Origin of the sequence: Lysinibacillus contaminans, assembly GCF_001278945.1 — a bacterium.
GTDB classification, from domain to species: Bacteria; Bacillota; Bacilli; order Bacillales_A; family Planococcaceae; genus Lysinibacillus; species Lysinibacillus contaminans.
On the sequence record NZ_LGRV01000003.1, the window covers coordinates 905,094 to 928,318 of the forward strand.

The following is a 23,225-nucleotide window of genomic DNA, read 5'->3' on the forward strand; positions in this document are numbered from 1 at the left end:
ACGGGGTTATGCTTGTTTGAGCTTTCAATATTAAATAACTTTATTGTCATTTACAAACGGGACGAATTAAGTGAATATTTAGGTAAATGAAATCCAAATTCTAACAAATAGAATTTGGATTTTTGTGTATTGAAACATTTGTTATCCAATTAGCTTAATCTACATGTGTCTAGTAACAACTGTTTTTTTAGATAATATATTAAATGGGCATTATTAGTTTGTGTAAGAGTAATTTGGTGAGAATTGATAGTAACCTGTTTGGCGAAGGAATGCTCGGTTTTCATAGTAAAGAAATCTTTTCATTTCTTAGGTTTTTCAAGATATTATCAGTATTTATTGATGATTTAAAGCCTTTCTACCACAGGAGATAGGCAAAACATTTACAGGATTTTATTCGAAATTTTTATCAATCCTAAATTTTGATGATGTACCTATTTTTCTGTATAAAATAAACATTTTTGTTCAATAAATGGTTAAAACTTCCGATGTTATATATAGTACATATATCCAAGGGGGATTTGAATGCTATGAGAGTCACATTACAAACTAACTCAGTAACTCTTAATCAATCAATGAATGTAGCGTCGCAAGAAAAGGGGATTAATGGATCGTCAATTACGGAAAATAAAGATGCGGTAACAATTGGGCAAGAAGCGCGTGACTTATTTGACGAGCAACTTCAACTTAAAGAAGTCCCAGAGGAAATCGCTCAAAAAATAGCATCAACATTTGAGAATGGAGGCAAACTTCACTATGTTGAAAGTGAGGAGGAACTTGCCATTCGTGCAAAGAAGCAGGCGGAATTCGATGAAGCTATCCATCACAATGTTGGTACACTAATTATTCCACATATCCAAACTAATAGTAAATTACAAGATAGTTTAGAAGGAGCAAGTCAACAAGTTCGTGATGCAACCTTTACTACAATTTCTAAAAACTTTTTACTTCGGGATGTTGGAGATATGACTGAAGAACAACGTCAGGCTATGATTTCACTTGGCTTAGAAAAAGCACGTTATATTGCGGATAATTATCTGGAGGGTCAACAAGCAAAAGATTATATGGACGCCATGACGACCATTGCAAAATTTGGGGTGAATGGTGTGAAAGACGAGAGTGGGAAAGTTACTTATGCCATTGAGAAAGGTCCGCTTAACAGTGCGCCAGATGATAATGTTAATATGGGTGATATCATAAAAGAAGCATATCCTGATGAATGGGAAGCCAATAGAGCAAAAAGACTTGCTGCGATTGAAAGTAAAGATTATGACGCCCTTATAGCTGCTTTTAAGGAATACGATAATTTGGTTAAACATGTCTTTACAAATCAGAACCATCTAGTACAAGATAAAATCAGCGATTATGGTGAGTGGAAAAAAATGATTGAAAATACGACAATTCCAAACCATTTTAGTAATCTAGATAAAACCTCCCTTTCTAACTTTATAGAAAATATCAAAACAGCCAATACAGCATTATCCAATGATTTTTTAACAAATGATTTAAAACAATTCCAAAAATTCCTCACTAGAGATAGTATCTAAGTAAAAAAGGCACTAGTAGCACAATAACTAGTGCCTTCTAATATTAAATTAGGAATTACTTATATGTACATAGAAATATAAACATTTATTATATTGGCTATATGTTGGTTATGATATTTTGAAGGGAGGCATAAATGAATTGAGATGGAAATTCAGTGTGTTTGTTAACAAAATTGTAATAATAGGGCAACTAATATCGATCCTAAAGTAGAGTACAATAAAAGATAGTGTTTATTGGAATTATAGCCCAGTATGAAAATATAAGTATTGCTTTTACGGGGGGATTTTTTGAAAATCTTTAAAAATAGGGATTTCGAAAATACGATAAAAAGCCAACTACGTAAATGGCTGATTGTTATTACGGTTATTATAAGTTTATTTATTTTTATTCCAACTTTTTATATTGAATATCGTCAAACGATTAAGCATCAAGATGAAGAAATGACGAATTATTTAGACGCGCAAGCCTATTTTTTTGACAGTTGGGTAACTGAGCGTTCAATGGATATACATATGATTGCTAGTTTGGATGTTGTCAAAGATTACAATTATGAAGAGTCTATCACATACTTTAAAGAGTTTAAAGAGAACACTGAGTTTACGGATTTAATATTTGTCAATAAAGAGGGAATCGTGCAATTTGATACGGTCACTGAATATAGTAAAAATGGTATTGGCGTTGATGTCAATGACAGGGAGTATTTCCAAGCAGCCAAAATAACGAAAGAGCCGCATATCACGGATATTCTTATTAGTAAAGTAACGAAGCAACCTATTATTGCTTTTGCGTCGCCTATTTTTGATGAGAAGAAACAGTTTAACGGTGTCGTTATGGGAACAATCAATTTGAATACGATTGATGATCTACTTCATGAGTCAAGGGTTGGTTTTTTAGGGCGCGCATATGTCGTGAATCAGGATGGAACATTGCTAACAGAGTTCAATTCGACAAAACAAAATGTAGTGGGTGCTGAAAAAAAAGATGTTTTATCACAAAAATATAGTATTGATGAACGTGTTTTAGCGTTAGCAAAGGATGGAATAACACAATCACCAGTAAGCTATAAGAATGCAAATGGCGATTGGGTTTTAGCGAAGAGTCAGCTAATTAACCAAGGAAAATGGTTTATCATTTCAGAAATAAATATATGGGAAGCTTATATGCCCTTTGTTAAGAGATTTGCACTGCTAGCTGTTTGTATACTGCTAGGATCATTTTTCACGATTAAAATTATGCTTACTATTACTCGGAAAATAGAGGAGCCTGTACAACAGCTTTTAGAAGGAGTGGGAAGTATTGAACAAGGGCATTATGCTTATAAAATTAATGAAGAGCAAATGGCACCATATGCAAAAGAATTCCAAGAGCTTTGTTCAGCCTTCAATCAAATGAGTGCTAAAGTGAAAGCGGATACTATTTTACTGAAGGAGCTGTCGATTACGTGCCAATTGACGAAGCTTTATAATCGCCGCTACCTTCTAGAGTATGGTGAGACAGTGTTCAATGAAAGTACAAAAAATGGTGTGCCTTGTTCTTGTATAGCGCTCGATATCGATTTTTTCAAAAAGGTTAATGATACATATGGCCATCTTATTGGTGATGAGGTGCTGAAACATGTTGCCGAAATAATGATGAAATCAGTACGAGATACAGATATTGTTACAAGATATGGTGGGGAAGAATTCGTTATACTGGCTCCAAGTACAACACTGGAGAGCGCGGTGAAAATAGCAGAAAGAATAAGAAGAGAAATTGAAACAAATCCATATGAAATGAAAGACAAGCTAATTCATATTACAGTAAGTATTGGGATTGCTGAATATGGGCGTTTATCAACTTTCGAGGAGTTGCTTGATGAAGCCGACAAAGCACTATATGTCGCAAAAGAAAGTGGTAGAAATCAGTGCAAAGTGTATGAAGGTGCTAAGAATGACTATGCCTTTTCAAATTAATGAAAGTATTTATAGAGTTAGAATCGTGTTACAGTTGCCTTTTGGTATTTGTAGCACGTTTTCCATTATTATTCTGCAGGGGGCAATTCAAGCACCATCCTAACTGTCTTTAAAATATGACCATCAAATTGATCGTCAAACTCATCCGAAATTTGAAAACCTTTTGCATTGTAAAAATGAACACCTGTTATATTGTCTTTTTCCACACAAACAGTGAGTGATTTAGCCCCTTGTAGAGCTTGCATACCGTGTTGCAAAAGTGCTGTCCCAATACCTTGTCCTTGTATCTTGGGTATTAAATAAATTGCAAAAAGCTCTGCTAGCTCGTCTTTTACATTCGAAAAATTAGCAAAGCCGACTAGAGTTCCATTATGTTCAGCTACAAAAAATGGACTATCTTGGAAGCGGTGCATTAATCGATTTCTACTATAGGCAGTTTGTAAAAACTTATCTTGAATTGGTCTTGGAATAATCCCTTCATAGGTAGCATGCCAGCTCGTTCTGGAAATTTCTTGCACGAAAGGGATGTCATCTTGCGTCATGTGACGTATAATTAATGTCAACAATATTCACCTTCAATTCTGAATTTTTAGTTATCGTAACATAATAGAATGCAAAAGGGGAGGATGTCATGAAAGTTGTAGAAAAGGCATATGGCTATATTACGAGAGGGCATGAGGGACAAATACAAGTACTAGTTTTTGAGCAAAATACGGAAGGGTCGGGCATTCAAATACCTAAAGGTACGATTGAAGAAGGCGAGACGCCAGTAGAGGCAATTGCCAGAGAGATGTTTGAAGAGACAGGCCTAACGGATTTGGTTGTTCACGATTTAATCGCTCAGGATTATTTCGAGCATTATTCAGGGGCACTGCATAAGCGCTATTTTTACCATTTAACGACACAAGAGCAGCGAGATTCATGGCAACATGATCCTACTGGTATGAATGAGAGTGGCTTACAATTTTCACTCTATTGGATAAATGATACGCGGGAAGTATTGCTTGCTAAGGGGCATGGGGATTATTTGTACCGCGTATTGTCAAAGGTGAAAAGTAGCTAGTTGATGGTCGCGTGTATTCGAAGTCAACAAGTATTCGTTCTAGTAGTATGTATGCTGAGTTTAGTACTGGGTGCATGTAGTGAAGAGCAGGAAAAGACAGAGGCTTATGTGGAAGAAGTAAAAGAAAAAGGACAAGTAATCGGTTTTCATAAGGTCAACGCTTATACAACAGAAAAAGAGGTGCGTGGCGAGGTCAACAGCACACGCTTTGTGTTAGTAGATATGTTTGACCAACATGGCAATTATGTTGAGACCGAGGTTGGTCACTATCATACAATTGAGGCAGAGACACCTTTAACAGGTGTACGTCGAGCAATGCAAACAGAACCATTGACTCTTTTCTTGGAAGACGTACAGCTTATCCATTCTAGTAACCTAACGCTTAGTAGTAGCGAGCAAGAAAGACTACAACAATATATTAAGGCAACTTTGCGGGATCAGTTTGCACAGCAAAATAACTCAGCATATAAAGAGATACTATTTATAAATGTGAGCATGTTAATTATGATTTTCAGCTTATTTATTGTAGGTCTTATTTTTAAACGATTCAAATGGCATGTGAAATTTGCGCAGAAAATTCTTGCAGGAATACTGAGTACGATTTTGCTCTATTTACAGCTAAAGGGAATAGGTGCATATAGTACAACAAGCTTTTTTAGTATTTTGTTAGTATTCTATTGTATTTTAGGCTATCAGTTAGTACAAGACGTAAAGCAACGAACAAAAGAAAAGGTGTCTCAGAACGAAATCTGAGGCACCTTTTTTGTGCAATAAGTAGATGTTGTGCTTATGCTTTTGCAGCAATTACTAGTGCCTGTGCAAAGTCAGCGATTAAATCATCAACATGCTCTAGTCCTACCGAGAATCGTAGTAGGCCTTCTGTAATCCCGCGTTTTGCACGTTCTTCTGGCTCCATTGAGGCGTGACTCATTTTTGCTGGATATGAAAGAATCGATTCTACACCGCCAAGAGATACTGCAAATACAGGAATTTTCATTGCTTCTACAAGCGCCTTCGCTTTTTCATAGGTTGGTAGACGGAACGATAATACCGCACCTGAACTTGTACACTGACTATGATGAATGTCGTAGCCAGGATGTGATGCAAGACCTGGATAGTAGACCTGCTCGACTAAAGGATCGGCATCTAAAAACTCTGCAATTTTTTGTGCTGATTCACTTGAGCGACTAAAACGCACATCCGTCGTCTTCATATTTTGTAGTAATGTAAACGAATCCTGCACACCTAAAATGTTACCAAATGAATTTTGGATGAAGTATAAGTCATTTCCAAGCTGCTCGTCAGCTGTTACCGTAAGACCTGCGATTATATCAGAATGGCCTGATAAGAACTTTGTCGCACTATGAATGACCACGTCCACGCCAAGTTCAAGTGGTCGCTGATGTAAAGGGGTCATAAACGTATTATCTAAAAATGTGAGGCAATTATATTGCTTCGCAAGAGCAACAACACCACGAATATCCGTAATACCTAACGTTGGATTCGAAGGTGTTTCTAAAAACAATAGCTTTGTTGCAGGAGTAATGGCTGCCTCAATTGCTGCTAAATCTGTAAAATCAACAAATGTATGAGTAATGCCAAAGCGTGGTAGTACTTTCGTTACGAAGCGATAGGTACCACCGTAAACGTCTTCTGTAATGACAATGTGATCACCTTGTGATAACAGCATTAATGTTGCTGTTACTGCGGCAATACCAGAAGCGAAAGCGTGGCCACGAACGCCACCTTCAAGCTCTGCTATTGCTTTTTCTAATGCATCGCGTGTTGGATTGCCAGAACGTGCATAGTCATATTCACCGAACTCATCAATGCTTTCTTGGTGGAAGGTTGATGATAGATACATAGGTACATTTACTGCACCTTTTTTATTGGCAAAGCCATCGCGTACACCTGCGTGAATTAATGCAGTTTCAATATGTTGTGTCATAACTTTTAAGCCTCTTTTCTAAGCGTATCAAATACTTGCTGCAAATCTGCAATTAAATCTTCAGCTTCTTCAATCCCAACAGAGAAACGTAATAAGCGGTCACAAACACCACGCTCTACGCGTTCTTCATACGGCATATCCGCATGTGTTTGCGTTGCAGGGTAGGTGATAAAGCTCTCTACACCACCAAGACTCTCAGCAAATGTAATAAGCTTCATATTGCGTAGGAATGCATCCACCCATTCAGCTTTTTGTAAGCGGAATGATAGCATACCACCTTGACCAGTATAGAGTACATCTGTTACGAGTTCTTCTTGTTCTAAGTATGCAGCAATTGCTTTGGCATTGGCATCATGTTGCTTTAAGCGAAGATGCATCGTTTTTAATCCGCGAATGAGTAGCCAAGAATCCATTGCGCCAAGTACCATACCACTACCGTTATGGATAAACCCAATACGTTCTGATAGTTCGGCGCCTTTTGAAACCACTAATCCAGCCAATACGTCATTATGGCCACCTATATATTTCGTAGCAGAGTGAAGGACAATATCCGCACCTATTTCAATTGGGCGTTGGAAGTACGGTGTATAGAACGTATTATCGACGATTAGCCAAGCGTTATGCTTATGTGCAAGTTCAGCGTATGTAGCTAAATCAAATTCTTGCATTAATGGATTTGTTGGCGTTTCAATGAAAATGGCACGCGTATTTTCATTGATTAATGATTCTACTTGTTCTACTGACTCAAATTTTGAGTAGACAGGTTTGATGTTGTACGTTTCTTTAAAGAAATTAAAGAGACGGTATGTACCACCATATAAATCATCAGGAACAATTAATTCTTCGCCAGGTTTGAAAAGTGACAGCACAAGCTGTATAGCAGCCATGCCTGAACTACAGGCAAAGCCCGCGTCGCCACCCTCTAAATCCGCTATTCCAGCCTCTAATATCGCACGTGTTGGATTTTTTGTACGAGTATAGTCGAAACCAGTAGATTCACCGATACCAGTGTGTTTATAAGCTGTCGATAAATAAATTGGTGGATTGACAGCTCCTGTTGATGGGTCACTTAAATTTCCTAGTTGTACTAGCTTTGTTTCAATACTTCGGTTGTTTGTCATTTCGTCACTCTTTTCTTCATCAAAATATAGAACGGACCCACGTATCATTATTGGGCCGATTTCTTATAGGGTAAGTAGATTATGCAATCTTCATAATATATAGTATTCTCTATAATTGTTATCAATTTACCATGTTAGTACAAGAAGAACAAGATGATTTCTGAAAATTAAATAGATTGTAAAAGCTTAAAGGAAAAAGCAATTGCACACTGTACAATTGCTTTTTCTTTTAAGCTTGTTCTTTTTTTAATAGGTCACGGATTTCTTTGAGTAATTCTTCCTTCGCATCAAGTGCTGGTACAGGTTCTTCTACAACTGCTTCTTCTTTTTTACGAGAAAGTTTTGTCATGAGTCGTAATGCCAAGAAAATGGCAAAGGCAATAATTAAAAAATCAATAATGGATTGCAAAAATACGCCTAATTGAATTTGTGCTTCTCCTGAACCGTAAACAAAACTTTCTGTTAAATTAATGCCACCTGTTAATACTCCGATAAATGGCATAATAATATTTTCTACCAAGGATGTAACTATTTTACCGAATGCGCCACCGATTACAACCGCTACTGCTAAATCAACAATATTGCCTTTCATCGCAAACGCTTTAAAATCCTTCCACACAAAAAATAACCTCCTATATTTATCCAATAGTATACAATCAACGCTCTATTCTAAATGTTTTTTTACTATTTTTCAACTATATTCATAGGAGAATCATTGTTATTAAAAAATTCCCGCACAGAACCTCAAAGTTTGTTAATATTTAATGTAAATACTAAAATATAGGTGTGACATATGAAGAAAAAGACACAGAAAAAACCACTCCTTTCACCTGCGACAAAACTAGGCATGATAATTTTACTTATACCTGTATCCATTACAGTGTATGTGCTCGCTTTTTTTGCTTGGAAAGAGCTTCAAACATTATCGATTTTTGAAAAGCTAGAACAACAGAAAGCATTTGCTGAAATTCAACAAAACTTTGATATTGAAATTCCAGAAGAATATATTAAGGTATATGTAGCTGCAGAGGAAAGATACGGCGTACCATGGACATTGCTTGCGGCCCATCATCGCATTGAAACACGTTTTTCTACAATGAAATCCCTCGTGTCACCAGCCGGAGCAGAAGGACATATGCAGTTTATGCCATGTACATTTGTTGGTTGGGATCACCCGACTTGCTCAGGTCTTGGTAAAGGGGAAATATCAGCGTCTGAATTAAAAAGTCCTGCAACGATACGAAAATATGGTGGTTATGGCGTTGATGCAAACGACGATGGCATAGCGGATCCATATGATATTGAGGATGCTGTGTACAGTGCAGCGAATTATTTATCCAAATACGGTGCAGCAAGTGGCGATTTAAAACGCGCAGTTTTCAACTATAATCACAGTGATAAGTACGTAGAAGATGTTCTGTATTTTTATAATTTATATAATGATTATAATACAGAGCTCAAAAAAGCGGTGTTAGCTGATAAATAAGAAAAATGCAATTTGCACCAGAGATTGTAAAGAATACATAGATGTAAAAATAAAGAGCTACCCATGCGGATAGCTCTTCTATTCATGATTCAGTTGTTTTGTGCATAGCTTTTAAAACAAGACTTACGATGAAGATTAACACAACCGCACCAATTAATGCTGGGAATACGTAAAAATCACTTACTTGCCAGCCCCAGTTACCAAGAAATGCACTACCAATCCAAGAACCGATAATCCCTGCGATAATGTTTCCAATAATGCCACCCGGGATGTCCTTCCCTAGGATAACACCCGCAAGCCAACCTAAAATGCCTCCAATAATTAAATACCAAATGAAACTAAACATAACATCCATCTCCTTTAAATCGTAAGATATAATGACGATTACTTAATTATGCCCTTAAGAAGCGGATGTTAAACCTAAAATTGTTATTTCAAATTTTATTATAATAATTAACGTTCATTTGGAAATAATTATTTTATATAACCTTTGCACCTAATGTATGCTCAAAGTGTCTTAGTGCCCAGTCATGTCCCGCAGCATCAAAACTTGCAACACAGTTCTTGTGAATAACTGTTGGGATCCCTTGATTGTAAGCATCAACCGCCGTGTGCAAAATACATATATCTGTACAAACACCAACCAAATGAATTTCTTCGATGTTACGTTCCTTTAATAAGATGCCCAAATTTGTCCCGGCAAATGCACTGTAACGAGTTTTATCGAGCCAAAGTACTTTCTCTTTATATACGGCATAGGTTTCGCCTACTTCACCATACAAATCTCGTCCAGTAGTTCCTCGAATATTATGCGGAGGGAAAAGTTTTGCTTCAGGGTGATAAGTATCATTTTCTTCATGTAAATCATTGGCGAATACGACTAATTCATTTTCAGCAATAAATTGCTCAATAAGCCTTGCGATATGTGAATCCAATGCTTGACCGGGTTCTCCACATGTTAATTTTCCGTCAGTTGCTACAAAATCATGTGTATAATCGATTACAAGTAAAGCTTTTTTCATGAGCTCCACACTCCTTTAGGTATTTATACACTTTTATCATGCCATAACTGGATTGATTTGTCAGAAAAATAAACTTATTGTAATATTCAGATTATTTTGCAAATTAACTTTTCCACTGGTATAATGTGTAAAAGGTGAGGTGATAATTATGAATATGTCTGTTATGAAACGTTTAGATCGTCAAGGTTTTATCATTGCCGCACTACATATGCTAGTTATGGTGAACTTAGCTATAGAATTTTTATTTGTATCGTAATCTCGTGAAAAATAACTAGAAAGGTGAGTACAATGTTAATCTTATACAAAAGCAACCGTAAAGACAGTTTCATAGTCACTCACGGTTGCTTTTTTTATATTCATATAAAAGGATTTTCAGATAATATGTCAAATACATACAGCATCAGTGAAAAAGGGTGATTTTTAAAATGACGAAAAGATTTGAACGCGCGTTTGCGACTCTTGAGCGCCCATTTGCATGGTTGGATCTCGATGCACTCGATAAAAATATTGCGACTGTACAGCAAGCTTGTGAGCAAAAGAAGATACGTATTGCTACAAAATCAGTGCGCTCAGTGGAAGTTTTACGCTACTTACAACAACACCTTGAAAATACGCAAGGATGGATGACATATACAGCTGCAGAAACAGTATTTTTACTTGAACAACATTTTGATGATGTTTTGATTGGATACCCGGTGATGGAAGAGGCGGCTGTTCGACATTTATTCAAATTTATTAAAGAAGGTAAAATTGTAACGTTTATGGTGGATAAGCTAGAACATGTAGCATTTTTAGCGAAGCTTGGGGCAGAGATGAATGTGAAAGTACCCATTTGTATTGACGTTAATATGTCAACGGACTTTAAGGTGTTGTATTTTGGGACGAAACGTTCTTCACTTCATTCACTAGAGCAACTTACACCGTTTTTAGAATATGTGAAAACAGAGTTATTTGTTGAAGTGGTTGGGGCAATGGGCTACGAAGCACAAATTGCAGGTGTAGGGAATAAACCAGTAAATGCTGTGAAGGGAAAAATAATTGAAGCGATGCAAACGCAAGCGAAAAAGCAAGTTACCCAGTTTCGAAGACTTGCTATTGCACATATAAAAGCGTATTTCCCACAGCTAGGTTTTGTAAATGGCGGTGGTTCAGGCAGTATGACGTATACGGCACAGCAAAAGGAAGTGACTGAAATTACGGTTGGTTCAGCATTTTATGCACCAGCACTTTTTGATCAGTTCAACCATTTGCAATTAGCCAAGGCGGCCGGATTTGCTCTACGTGTGACAAGAAATCCTGAGGAGAACGTTGTCGTTTGCCATGGTGGAGGCTATACGGCTTCTGGTGCAATAGGAGTTGACAGGCTTCCGGTATTTTATGACCCTTCACATTTTTCATTTCTTGGTTTAGAGGGAGCGGGAGAAGTACAAACACCGGTACTATTGAAAGGAAAAGCAGTAGGTATCGGTGACACACTATACTTCCGTCATGCGAAGGCTGGTGAACTTTGTGAGAGATTTCAAGTATTGCATGCGGTTAGAGGTGACAAGTACGTAGGACCTTACACAACATACAGGGGGAATGGACAATGTTTTCTGTAGATAAGTGGAAAAATGGCGGTAAGTGGACGAATTGGGCTGGTAATATGATTTCGTTTCCAGGTGAGATGTCTTTGCCGCGTTCTATAGAAGAAGTTGCTGCGATTGTGAAGCAAGCACGTGAAAAGAAAAAAACAATCCGTGTGACCGGTGCCGCGCATTCATTTAGTGCGGTAGCTATGCCAGAGCATATCGCATTGTCTTTACATGAAATGCGAGGCCTCATTCATATTGACAAAGAAAAACAGGAGGCAACATTATCGGCAGGAACCTATTTATATGAAATTGGACCACTGCTTGCGAATCACGGCTTTGCACTCATCAATATGGGTGATATTCAAGAGCAAACAATTGCTGGTGCCATTTCGACAGGGACGCATGGCACAGGGGTAACACTTGGGTCTTTATCTTCAACAGTGATGCGTTGGGGTTTTGTGGATGGTACAGGGGAATATAGAGAGCATTCAAGGGGGGAGGATGCGCTATCTGAAGCGCTCCATGTATCACTTGGAATGTTGGGCGTACTTGTACAGGTGACAGTTAAGGTAATACCACTTTATAGCTTACATTATGTAGGGACCCGAGAAGCATTATCGGAAGGACTGACAACTTTTGCAGAAGATATTCGTCGTCATCGGCATGTTGAATGGTTTTATTTCCCTGGGAGTGAGCTCATTCAAGTGAAGCGGATGAATGCTGTAGCACCTGTTTATCAAAGTGAGTGGAGTAAGAGGGTTGAAACGCTGAAGTTGCAAATAGTAGAAAATGGTGGTTTTTTTGCAGTTTCAGAACTTTGTAAATGGAAGCCTTCGTTAAGTGGTGCTATAAGTAAGCTATCCGCAGCTAGTGTCGTAGAAGGTGAAAAAATCGGCATAAGTTATGAAATATATCCGTCGCCTCGTAGTGTAAAATTCCAAGAAAGTGAGTATGCAATTCCATTAGCTCAGTTTGAAGCATGTATGGAAGAAATACATGCCACGTTTATTAGCGGTGCGTTCAATGTGCATTTTCCTCTAGAGTGTCGCACTACTGCGGGCGAAGCTGGTTATTTAAGTCCATCGCAAGGGGCTGAATCAGCGTTTATTGCTTTTCATATGTATAAAGGTATGCCGGAGGAGCCGTATTTCAAGTGGGTACATACTTTGATGAAGAAATATAACGGACGTCCGCATTGGGGAAAACAACATCATTTAACAGCTGAGTACGTGCATGAGTTATATCCAAATGTAGCGGAATTTTTAGCTGTACGCACACAATATGACCCAGATAATGTGTTTCTGACAAACTATTTAAAGAGACTGTTTTTATGTTGAAATCCTAATAAATGGATATATCACTATTGGAGTGTTGTTTATTTTTTAAAAATTTAAATTTAACTGAAATGTAAAAATATTAAACAAAACGAGATAAAACCCATGCTTATTCAGCATGAAAACGATTTCAAAGTATACTGAGTTTTTGAATTGTTTAAACAATTCAAAAAATACAGTTGACGAGACCCTGTTTTTCGTACTATGATAACAACAATTTAGTACGTTCGTTGCAACAGCCGATTGCATGAAAGTGCACAAGGTTATACACAAAATCTAAAAAGACAGAACATTTTGTATATAGAAACGAACATAGCAATTGATAGCAATAAATGAGGGGCGTTTAAAAATGAGAAGTGACATGATTAAAGTAGGCGTAGATCGTGCGCCACATCGAAGTCTTTTATATGCAACTGGCAAAGTAAAAGCAAAAGATTTAGGCAAACCGTTTATTGGGGTTTGTAACTCTTATATCGACATTATTCCAGGTCACGTTCATTTACGTACATTTGCAGATATTGTCAAAGAAGCAATCATCGAAGCGGGTGGGATACCATTCGAATTCAATACAATCGGTGTAGATGACGGTATTGCAATGGGGCATATAGGAATGCGTTATTCATTACCAAGCCGTGAAATTATCGCTGATTCCGCAGAAACAGTTATTAATGCACATTGGTTTGACGGTGTGTTCTACATTCCAAACTGTGACAAAATCACACCAGGGATGTTAATGGCTGCAGTTCGTACTAACGTACCATCAATTTTCGTATCTGGTGGTCCGATGGAGGCAGGTACTTCTGCATCGGGGAAACAACTTTCTTTAACTTCTGTTTTTGAGGGTGTCGGTGCTCATAAATCAGGAAATATGTCTGCTGAAGAATTATTAGATATTGAAAACAATGCATGTCCAACATGTGGTTCATGTTCAGGGATGTTTACAGCGAATTCGATGAACTGCCTAATGGAAATGTTAGGGGTAGCACTTCCTGGTAACGGTACAATCTTAGCAACTTCTGACGAGCGTCATCAGCTCATTAAGGAAGCAGCAAAACAATTAATCCGTATGATAGAAGAAGACGTTAAACCTCGCGATATCATTACAAAAGAAGCTATTGACGATGCATTTGCATTAGATATGGCGATGGGTGGATCTACAAATACGGTATTACATACATTAGCTATTGCACATGAAGCAGAAATTGATTACAAAATGGAAGAGATTAATAAAGTAGCAGAACGCGTGCCATACTTAGCAAAAATCATGCCAGCTTCTGATTATTCAATGGATGATATTAATAAAGCAGGTGGCGTAAGTGCCATCATTAATGAATTAGCACAAATTCCTGGCGCAATTCACGCAGACCGTCCGACTGTTACAGGTTTGACAATGGCTGAACTTGTGAAGGATTACCATATTACAAATGATCAAGTAATTCGTACAAAAGAAAACCCATATAGCCCAGTCGGTGGTTTATCGGTATTATTCGGTAATATCGCCCCAGACGGCTCTGTTATTAAAGTAGGTGCAGTAGATCCTTCTATTAAGGTGTTTAAAGGAGAAGCAATCGTCTTTGAATCACAAGAAGCTGCGCAAGAAAATATTGATAACGGTATTGTTAAAGAGGGCCATGTAGTCGTCATTCGCTACGAAGGACCTAAAGGTGGCCCGGGGATGCCTGAAATGCTTGCACCAACATCTGCTATCCAAGGTAGAGGGTTAGGAACAAAAGTTGCGTTAATTACTGACGGACGTTTCTCAGGTGCATCTCGCGGTATTTCTATTGGTCATATATCACCAGAAGCTGCGGAAGGTGGTCCAATCGCTTTGGTCGAAAATGGTGACATCATTACTATTGATCTACCAAACCGTACGATTAACTTAGAAGTTTCAGATGAAATTTTAGCTGAACGTCGTGCGAACCTACCAGTATTTGAACCGAAAATCAAACGTGGTTGGTTAGCAAGATATTCAAAATTAGTAACAAGCGCCTCTACTGGTGGCGTAATGAAGATTTAACAAAAAAAGAGAATACTATAAAACGTTGATGAGGTTAAAGGTTCTAGAGCCTTGTATCTACCAGAGAGCCGGTCGTGCTGGAAGCCGGCGATACAACTAGATCCGACATCCCCTCGGAGTGAGCTATTAAACGCGTAATCGCTATTAGATAGCTCCGGGCATAATCGAAGTGCTCGTTATTAATGAATAAATGATTTATGACACCATATTAGATACACCATTGTATTGGTTCATAAATGTTTCCATTTATTCGCGAGGTAGCAATTTTTTGCTATAAACAAGGGTGGTACCATGAAAAGTCTTTTTCATCCCTACGTAAGGTTGTTCTTTGCGTGCGGAGAAAAAGGCTTTTTATTATTTTCACGATATTAAAATAGTATTTTACTGTTTGAACTAACAAGAGGGAGGCGTATTTTGATGAGTGCGAATATTTCGGTAAATGAAAAAGAAGAATTAGTTGTAGCACAAGCTGAACAAACCTATAAACCTAAAGATGGTGCAGACGTTTTAGTACAGGCGCTGCATGATCAAGGTGTCGATATTATTTTTGGTTACCCGGGTGGTGCAGTACTTCAAATTTATGATGCGATGTACAAAAATCCAATTCGTCATATTTTAACAAGACATGAACAAGGGGCGATTCACGCTGCAGAAGGGTATGCACGTGTATCCAATAAAACGGGTGTCGTAATTGCAACAAGTGGTCCTGGGGCGACGAACTTAGTAACAGGTATAGCTGATGCAATGATTGACTCAATTCCACTTGTTATTTTCACTGGTCAAGTAGCGACTTCAGTAATCGGTACAGACGCCTTCCAAGAAGCGGATATCATGGGAATTACAACACCAATTACCAAGCACAACTATCAAGTGCAAGATGTAAATGACATCCCGCGTATCGTTCAAGAGGCATTCCATATTGCGAATACAGGTCGTAAAGGTCCGGTTGTTGTTGACTTCCCGAAAAACGTTTCAATGATGCTTTTCGATACTGAGAACCCGCCACAAGCACCAGAAGAAATTTACTTACCGGGCTATCAACCGACATACAAACCGAACTATTTACAAATTCAAAAAGCAATCCAAGCAATTTCGTTAGCGAAAAACCCAGTAATCCTTGCTGGGGCAGGTGTACTATTTGCAGATGCTCGTGAGGAGTTAACAACTTTTGCTGAAAAATACCGTATTCCAGTAATAAACACGTTATTAGGTCTTGGTTCAATTCATGGTGAACATGAATTATTCCTAGGTATGGCAGGTATGCACGGCACAGTAACTGCAAACATGGCCATTACTAAAGCGGATTTATTATTAAATATCGGTGCTCGCTTCGATGACCGTTTAACGGGTAACTTAGCAACTTTTGCACCAAATGCGACTATAATCCACATTGATATCGATCCAGCGGAAATTGGAAAAAATGTACCGACAGATATTCCAATCGTAGCGGATGCGAAAGAAGCACTTAAATCTTTACTGAAAAAAGATTTTGAAGGTCCACAAACAGAAGAGTGGCTTTCTTATCTACAAGATCATGCAAAAGAATATCCATTATGGTATTCAAAAAAAGCAGGCGATACAGAAGTATTACCGCAAGAGGCATTGGAACTTGTGCATAGAATTACTGAAGGTGAAGCGATTGTTACAACTGACGTTGGTCAGCACCAAATGTGGGCTGCACAATACTACCGCTTAAATAACGATCACGGATGGGTAACGTCTGGTGGACTTGGTACGATGGGCTTCGGCTTCCCAGCTGCTATTGGGGCCCAATTTGCGAAGCCAGACAAAAAAGTTGTTTCAATAGTAGGTGACGCAGGCTTCCAAATGACTGCACAAGAACTTTCACTACTAAAAGAATTCAACTTGCCAGTAAAAATCGTGATTTTAAATAATAGCTGTCTTGGAATGGTACGCCAGTGGCAACAAACATTCTATGAAGAGCGTTATTCGTCATCACTAATGCCGATCCAGCCTGATTTTGTGAAATTAGCGGATGCATATGGTATCAAAGGTTACCGTATTAATACAATTGATGAAGCGGAAAGTATTTTCCGTGAGGCACTTCTTTCAGATGAGCCAGTTTTAATTGATTGCCGCGTTAAACAACTAGAATGTGTATATCCAATGGTTGCACCAGGCAAAGGCTTACACGAAATGATTGGGGTGAAAAAGATTTGAAACGAGTAATTACAGTAACAGTGATTAACCAAAGCGGCGTCTTAAATCGTGTAACGGGCTTACTTATGAAGCGTCAATTCAATATTGAATCCATCACAGTAGGTCTTACAGAGCAGCCGAACTCCTCGAAAATGACATTTGTCGTTAACGTAGAAGATGAAAGCAAAATTGAACAACTAGTGAAGCAATTATCGAAGCAAATTGACGTATTAAAAGTCAATGATATTACAGATAAATCAATCGTGCTTCGTGAGTTAGCGCTTGTAAAGGTCATTTCACCACCTAATGTTCGTCTTGAAATGAATTCAATTGTTGAACCGTTCCGCCCACAAATTATCGACACAGCGAAAAATGTTGTGACTTATCAAGTGGTTGGTAATCCTGAAAAAATTGATGCCTTTATCGAATTAATTCGTCCATATGGCATTAAAGAACTAACACGTACGGGTGCTACAGCTTCTGTTCGTGAAACGCAAAAAATCGCAAATACGCAGCTCTCTATTTTAAAATAGTTTGCATATAAAATTAAAGGTTTCATGCGCAGGTTCTAAAGTAAGAATGCAAGCGTCTGGAGCTGAACAAAAAATAAACCCACACATACTAGGAGGAAATTAACAATGGCTACAATGTATTATGAACAAAACATCAATGAGGACGTACTAAAAGGAAAGAAAATCGCAATTATCGGTTACGGATCACAAGGTCACGCTCACGCACTAAATCTTAAAGAATCAGGTTTCGACGTAGTAGTAGGCGTTCGCCCAGGCGGATCTTTCGATGCAGCTAAAGCTGACGGTCTTGACGTAAAAACAGTTGCAGAAGCAGCGAAAGAAGCAGATGTAATCCAAATCTTACTTCCAGATGAGCGTCAAAAAGCAGTATATGAAGCAGAAATCGCACCTTATTTAGAAGCAGGTAAAGTACTTATGTTTGCTCATGGTTTCAATATTCACTTCGGTCAAATCACACCACCAGCTGATGTCGATGTATTCCTAGTAGCACCTAAAGGCCCAGGGCATTTAGTTCGTCGTCAATTCCAACAAGGTGCTGGTGTTCCAGGACTATTCGCAATTCACCAAGATGCTTCTGGTCAAGCAAAAGACATCGCGCTTGCTTACGGTAAAGGTATTGGTGCAGCTCGCGGTGGTTTACTAGAAACTACATTTAAAGAAGAAACTGAAACTGACCTATTCGGTGAGCAAGCAGTACTTTGCGGTGGTGCTACTGAATTAGTGAAAATTGGTTTCGAAACATTAGTAGAAGCTGGGTACCAACCAGAACTTGCTTACTTCGAAACATTACATGAACTTAAATTAATCGTTGACTTAATGTTTGAAGGCGGTATGGCTACAATGCGTTATTCAGTATCAGATACAGCTGAGTGGGGTGACTATGTTGCAGGTCCACGTATCATCGACGCATCAGTTAAAGGTCGTATGAAAGAGGTATTAACAGACATTCAAGACGGTACATTTGCTCGTCGTTGGATCGCTGAAAACGAAAATGGTCGCCCAGAATACACGAAATTCAAAGAAGCTGGTGCAAACCACCAAATCGAAGAAGTTGGTGCTAAATTACGTGCGATGATGCCATTCATCAACGATGGTAAAGAAAAAGTCGTGAGAGAAGTGAGCGTTAGTGCGAAAAATTGATATTTTTGATACAACATTACGCGACGGCGAACAATCAGCGGGTATTAATTTAAATACAGCTGAAAAGATTGAAATCGCTAAGCAACTTGAACGCCTAGGTGTTGCAATAATTGAAGCAGGATTTCCTGCTTCTTCACCTGGTGATTTTGAAGCAGTCAACCGTATTGCTGGTACTGTCAAAAATTCAATCGTTACAGGACTTGCACGCTGTGTGCAAAAAGACATTGATACAACATGGGAAGCTATTAAAGTAGCGGAACAACCACATATCCATATTTTCTTAGCGACTTCTCCAATTCATATGGAATATAAGCTGAAAAAATCGCCTGAGCAAGTCGTTGAGCAAGCGGTTGAAGCGGTAAAATATGCAAAAAAATTCTTTCCACTTGTGCAATGGTCAGCAGAAGATGCCTTCCGTTCTGATCGTGAATTTTTAGTGCGTATTATGAATGAAGTTGTAGCTGCTGGTGCAACAACGATCAACGTGCCTGACACAGTTGGTTATGCATCACCACAGGAATACGGTGCATTATTCAAATTCCTTCTTGAAAATGTGAAAGGTGCCGAAAACGTTAAATTCTCTGCACACTGTCACGATGATTTAGGAATGGCCACGGCCAACACAATCGCTGCAATCGAAAATGGTGCTACGCAAGTAGAAGGAACAATTAACGGTATAGGTGAGCGTGCGGGTAACGTTGCGCTAGAAGAAATAGCTGTTGCACTACATATTCGTAAAGATATTTATCCAGTAGAAACAGGCATTCACTTACATGAAATTAAACGTACGTCTCAATTAGTAAGTAAATTAACGAATGTTGTAATTCAACCGAATAAAGCAATCGTTGGGAAAAATGCATTTGCCCATGAATCTGGTATTCATCAAGATGGCGTGCTGAAAAATCCTGAAACGTATGAAATTATTTCACCAGCGCTTATTGGTGAAGGTGTTGTGCCTTTAGTTCTTGGTAAGCACTCTGGGCGTGCTGCATTCCGTGATCGTGCTGAAACAATGGGCTTTAATTTATCAGACGAAAAGCTAAATAAAGCATTTGCTGAATTTAAAATGCTTGCAGACCGCAAAAAAGAAATTACTGAAGAAGATTTAATGACGCTTCTTACAGAGCAACAAGTACAAATTGAAGATGTTCCGTTATTTGAACTGAAAATGGTACAGGTTCAATACGGTACAGAAAATATTCCTACAGCGACAGCTACAGTAGTAACACCAGAGGGTCATGTGAAGAATGTTGTAGCAACGGGCTCAGGTTCTGTGGAAGCAATATTTAATACACTTGAACAGCTCGTGCCAGGGGACATTAATGTCGTTGACTATCGTGTGAAATCGGTTGGCAAAGGCCGTGATGCGCTGGGTGAAGCTGTTATTAATATTAGCTATGATGGTGTTTCGACAACTGGTCGTAACTCGTCACAAGATGTGTTAGAAGCTTCTGCAAAAGCGTATTTAAATGCCATCAACCGTCATTTAATTCAAGCAAGCCTTCGTGCACAACAATTAACGATGTAACATGATTTGATTGCTCTCACCTGTCTAGTTACAGGTGAGAGATTTTAACCTATGAATTAGGTTAAAGCCTCCGGCGGATGCCACAGATGTTTTTTGCGCGAAAGCAAAGCGTCAGCGGCAGATTTTTAGAGGAATTAATCGAGCAAGCTCGATTAAAATCTGGGCGCAATTACGCTGAGGCGTAATTGAATAAAAGTACAGCGCGTATTTTGCGCACGTTCATTCATAAGAAAAAAGGCGCATGCGCTATACAAAGAAAGGTGTTTTACAATGGAGAAAAAAATCACAGTACTTCCTGGTGATGGAATTGGGCCGGAAGTTGTCGCATCTGCTGTACGTGTATTACAAGTAATTGGTAAGCGATTCAACCATACATTCCATCTAAGTTATGCAACAATCGGAGGTGCTGCTATTGATCAGCACAACAATCCACTCCCTGATGAAACAATTGAATTGTGTGCTAGCGGTGACGCCATTCTGTTAGGTGCTGTTGGTGGTCCGAAATGGGACAATAACCCACCTGAATTACGTCCGGAAAAAGGATTACTACGTATTCGTAAGCACTTTGATTTATTTGCAAACTTACGTCCAGTAAAGGCGTTCCCGAGTTTACTAGATGCTTCACCATTAAAACGTGAAGTAGCCGAAAACGTCGATTTAATGATCGTGCGTGAATTAACAGGCGGCGTATACTTCGGGGAACCACGTATGCGTACTGAAAACGGCGCAATTGATACAACAGTTTACTCAACTGCAGAAATTGAACGTATCGTTGAAAATGCTTTTGAATTAGCACGTTTACGTGGAGGCAAATTATGCTCTGTAGATAAAGCAAACGTTCTTGAAACAAGTCGCTTATGGCGTGAAGTTGTAGAAGCGAAGAAAAAAGATTACCCAGATGTGCAAGTTGAGCACAATTTAGTTGACTCGGTTGCAATGAAATTAATTACAAATCCATCGCACTATGATGTTGTAGTAACGGAAAATATGTTCGGCGATATTCTAAGTGATGAAGCATCTGTTATTACAGGATCACTTGGCGTATTACCATCAGCATCAATTCGTGGCGATAATTTTGGCCTTTATGAGCCAGTCCATGGTTCTGCACCAGAATTAGCAGGTCAAGGCGTAGCAAATCCAGCTGCAACAATTCTTTCTGTAGCGATGATGCTACAATATTCATTTGGTTTAAAAGAGGAAGCAGCAGAAATTGAACGTGCCGTAAATTCTGTATTCGAAGATGGCTACTTTACTGCTGACCTTACTCGTGATGGTGCACGTACGATGACTACGAATGAATGGACAGACAAAGTAATTAATGAAATTGATACAAGCTTTGTATCAGAAAGCATTATGACAACATACATTTAAGAAATAGGTGAAGAGAATGGGAAAAAATATAATTGAAAAGATTTGGGATAAACACGTTGTTTATCAGGAAGAGGGCAAACCGGACCTGTTATATATTGATCTTCATTTAATTCATGAAGTAACATCTCCTCAGGCTTTCGAGGGTCTACGTATCAACGGAAGAAAATTACGTCGACCAGATTTAAGTTTTGCAACGATGGATCATAACGTACCAACAAAAAACCTACCGACAATTAATGATCCTATTGCAAAAAATCAAATCGATACATTAGCCAAAAATGCTGTCGAATTCGGTGTTGAGCTTGCTGGAATGGGACACCCGGATCAAGGGATCGTGCACGTTATTGGACCTGAGCTAGGTTTAACTCAGCCAGGTAAAACAATTGTTTGTGGTGACTCACATACATCTACACATGGTGCATTTGGTGCAATTGCATTCGGAATAGGTACTTCAGAAGTAGAACATGTTATGTCCACACAAACATTATGGCAAAACAAACCTAAAACAATGGAAATTCGTGTAGAAGGTGAACTTCCTGTTGGTGTTGCTGCGAAAGATATAATTTTAGCGATTATTTCAAAATTCGGTATCGGCGTTGGAACAGGGCATATTGTGGAATTCACTGGAGAGGCAATCCACAAGCTTTCGATGGAAGAACGAATGACAATTTGTAATATGTCTATTGAAGGCGGAGCAAAAGCAGGCTTAGTATCACCTGACCAAATCACAGTTGATTATATCCGTGGCCGTCGTTATGCACCGCAAGGCGAGAAGTTTGAAGAAGCTACTGCGTACTGGTTAAGTCTCGCTTCTGATGAAGATGCTACTTACGATGAAGTTCGTATCATCCAAGCCGAAGAAATCGAACCAATTGTAACATGGGGCACAAACCCATCGATGGGCTCGGGCATATCAAAAAACGTACCAACACAAGCTGACTACGAGGACGAGTCAGACAAATCGGCACTTCAAAAAGCACTATCTTACATGGGCTTAGAAGAAGGGCAAGCACTGACTACAATCGATATTCAACATGTATTTATTGGTTCTTGTACAAACTCGCGTTTAAGTGATTTACGTGCAGCTGCAAGTGTTATTCAAGGACGTAAAGTCCATGACAACGTAACAGCAATCGTAGTACCGGGTTCTCACACAACGAAAAAACTAGCGGAAGAAGAAGGTTTAGACAAAATCTTTACAGATGCTGGCTTTGAGTGGCGTGAGACTGGCTGTTCTATGTGTTTAGCGATGAACGACGATGTTGTACCTGCAGGCGAACGCTGTGCATCGACATCAAATCGTAACTTTGAAGGTCGTCAAGGAACGGGAGCGCGTACACACTTAGTATCACCTCCGATGGCAGCAGCTGCAGCTATTGCAGGACATTTCGTTGATGTACGTGAATTCGTAAAAGAAACTGTGTAAGA

At 38.8% G+C, this 23,225-nt stretch carries 20 protein-coding genes; 14 read left to right on the forward strand and 6 right to left on the reverse strand.

Annotation, left to right across the window (positions count from 1 at the left end; genetic code table 11):
• The first annotated feature begins 527 nt into the window (after positions 1 to 527).
• A complete protein-coding gene (locus AEA09_RS06625) occupies positions 528 to 1,544 on the forward strand; it encodes a hypothetical protein (RefSeq protein ID WP_053583084.1) in 1,017 nt (338 codons plus the stop codon).
• Between the two features lie 288 nt (positions 1,545 to 1,832).
• Positions 1,833 to 3,497 (forward strand): sensor domain-containing diguanylate cyclase, encoded by a 1,665-nt coding sequence (locus AEA09_RS06630; RefSeq protein ID WP_053583085.1) that lies wholly within the window; start codon positions 1,833 to 1,835, stop codon positions 3,495 to 3,497.
• A gap of 68 nt (positions 3,498 to 3,565) precedes the next feature.
• Here the strand turns inward: AEA09_RS06630 and AEA09_RS06635 are convergent, their stop codons facing one another.
• Positions 3,566 to 4,060, reverse strand: a complete 495-nt coding sequence (locus AEA09_RS06635) for a GNAT family N-acetyltransferase (protein ID WP_245622801.1) — start codon at positions 4,058 to 4,060, stop codon at positions 3,566 to 3,568.
• A gap of 68 nt (positions 4,061 to 4,128) precedes the next feature.
• On the opposite strand from AEA09_RS06635, the gene AEA09_RS06640 reads away from it, so the two are divergent.
• Both AEA09_RS06640 and AEA09_RS06645 read left to right on the forward strand, forming a co-directional pair.
• The gene (locus tag AEA09_RS06640) at positions 4,129 to 4,560 is read left to right on the forward strand and encodes an NUDIX hydrolase (RefSeq protein WP_053583086.1); all 432 of its coding nucleotides are present in this window, start codon (positions 4,129 to 4,131) and stop codon (positions 4,558 to 4,560) included.
• A complete protein-coding gene (locus tag AEA09_RS06645; RefSeq protein ID WP_053583087.1) occupies positions 4,561 to 5,313 on the forward strand; it encodes a hypothetical protein in 753 nt (250 codons plus the stop codon).
• 34 nt (positions 5,314 to 5,347) lie between these two features.
• On the opposite strand, the gene AEA09_RS06650 is transcribed toward AEA09_RS06645, so the two are convergent.
• The 3 genes from AEA09_RS06650 to mscL form a co-directional block, all read right to left on the reverse strand.
• Complete coding sequence (locus tag AEA09_RS06650) at positions 5,348 to 6,508, reverse strand: aminotransferase class I/II-fold pyridoxal phosphate-dependent enzyme (RefSeq protein ID WP_053583088.1); 1,161 nt, start codon at positions 6,506 to 6,508, stop codon at positions 5,348 to 5,350.
• Positions 6,509 to 6,513: 5 nt separating this feature from the next.
• A complete protein-coding gene (locus AEA09_RS06655; protein ID WP_053583089.1) occupies positions 6,514 to 7,629 on the reverse strand; it encodes a methionine biosynthesis PLP-dependent protein in 1,116 nt (371 codons plus the stop codon).
• Between the two features lie 229 nt (positions 7,630 to 7,858).
• Complete coding sequence (gene mscL, locus AEA09_RS06660) at positions 7,859 to 8,248, reverse strand: large conductance mechanosensitive channel protein MscL (protein WP_053583090.1); 390 nt, start codon at positions 8,246 to 8,248, stop codon at positions 7,859 to 7,861.
• A 174-nt stretch (positions 8,249 to 8,422) separates the two neighbouring features.
• Here mscL and AEA09_RS06665 point away from each other — a divergent pair, with 174 nt between their 5' ends.
• A complete protein-coding gene (locus AEA09_RS06665; RefSeq protein WP_053583091.1) occupies positions 8,423 to 9,115 on the forward strand; it encodes a lytic transglycosylase domain-containing protein in 693 nt (230 codons plus the stop codon).
• Between the two features lie 82 nt (positions 9,116 to 9,197).
• On the opposite strand, the gene AEA09_RS06670 is transcribed toward AEA09_RS06665, so the two are convergent.
• Positions 9,198 to 9,461 carry a GlsB/YeaQ/YmgE family stress response membrane protein gene (locus tag AEA09_RS06670; RefSeq protein ID WP_053583092.1) on the reverse strand — a complete coding sequence of 88 codons (264 nt, stop codon included), beginning with the start codon at positions 9,459 to 9,461 and terminating at the stop codon, positions 9,198 to 9,200.
• 133 nt (positions 9,462 to 9,594) lie between these two features.
• A complete protein-coding gene (locus tag AEA09_RS06675; RefSeq protein ID WP_053583093.1) occupies positions 9,595 to 10,137 on the reverse strand; it encodes a cysteine hydrolase family protein in 543 nt (180 codons plus the stop codon).
• 425 nt (positions 10,138 to 10,562) lie between these two features.
• Between AEA09_RS06675 and AEA09_RS06680 the strand changes: the two genes are divergently transcribed.
• The 9 genes from AEA09_RS06680 to leuC all read left to right on the forward strand — a co-directional run bounded on the left by AEA09_RS06680 (position 10,563) and on the right by leuC (position 23,223).
• Complete coding sequence (locus tag AEA09_RS06680; protein ID WP_053583094.1) at positions 10,563 to 11,738, forward strand: amino acid deaminase/aldolase; 1,176 nt, start codon at positions 10,563 to 10,565, stop codon at positions 11,736 to 11,738.
• On the forward strand, positions 11,726 to 13,048 hold the full coding sequence (locus tag AEA09_RS06685; RefSeq protein WP_053583095.1) for a D-arabinono-1,4-lactone oxidase: 1,323 nt from the start codon (positions 11,726 to 11,728) through the stop codon (positions 13,046 to 13,048). The genes AEA09_RS06680 and AEA09_RS06685 overlap by 13 nt, the downstream gene beginning before the upstream one ends.
• 346 nt (positions 13,049 to 13,394) lie before the next feature.
• Positions 13,395 to 15,065, forward strand: a complete 1,671-nt coding sequence (gene ilvD / locus AEA09_RS06690) for a dihydroxy-acid dehydratase (protein WP_053583096.1) — start codon at positions 13,395 to 13,397, stop codon at positions 15,063 to 15,065.
• Between the two features lie 417 nt (positions 15,066 to 15,482).
• A complete protein-coding gene (ilvB, locus tag AEA09_RS06695) occupies positions 15,483 to 17,246 on the forward strand; it encodes a biosynthetic-type acetolactate synthase large subunit (protein WP_053583097.1) in 1,764 nt (587 codons plus the stop codon).
• A complete protein-coding gene (ilvN, locus tag AEA09_RS06700) occupies positions 17,243 to 17,758 on the forward strand; it encodes an acetolactate synthase small subunit (RefSeq protein WP_053583098.1) in 516 nt (171 codons plus the stop codon). The genes ilvB and ilvN overlap by 4 nt, the downstream gene beginning before the upstream one ends.
• A gap of 105 nt (positions 17,759 to 17,863) precedes the next feature.
• A complete protein-coding gene (gene ilvC, locus AEA09_RS06705; protein ID WP_053583099.1) occupies positions 17,864 to 18,898 on the forward strand; it encodes a ketol-acid reductoisomerase in 1,035 nt (344 codons plus the stop codon).
• Positions 18,885 to 20,426, forward strand: a complete 1,542-nt coding sequence (locus tag AEA09_RS06710) for a 2-isopropylmalate synthase (RefSeq protein WP_053583100.1) — start codon at positions 18,885 to 18,887, stop codon at positions 20,424 to 20,426. Before ilvC ends, AEA09_RS06710 begins: the two co-directional genes overlap by 14 nt.
• A gap of 270 nt (positions 20,427 to 20,696) precedes the next feature.
• The gene (leuB, locus tag AEA09_RS06715) at positions 20,697 to 21,797 is read left to right on the forward strand and encodes a 3-isopropylmalate dehydrogenase (RefSeq protein ID WP_053583101.1); all 1,101 of its coding nucleotides are present in this window, start codon (positions 20,697 to 20,699) and stop codon (positions 21,795 to 21,797) included.
• Positions 21,798 to 21,813: 16 nt separating this feature from the next.
• Positions 21,814 to 23,223, forward strand: a complete 1,410-nt coding sequence (gene leuC, locus AEA09_RS06720; RefSeq protein ID WP_053583102.1) for a 3-isopropylmalate dehydratase large subunit — start codon at positions 21,814 to 21,816, stop codon at positions 23,221 to 23,223.
• Positions 23,224 to 23,225 lie beyond the last annotated feature (2 nt).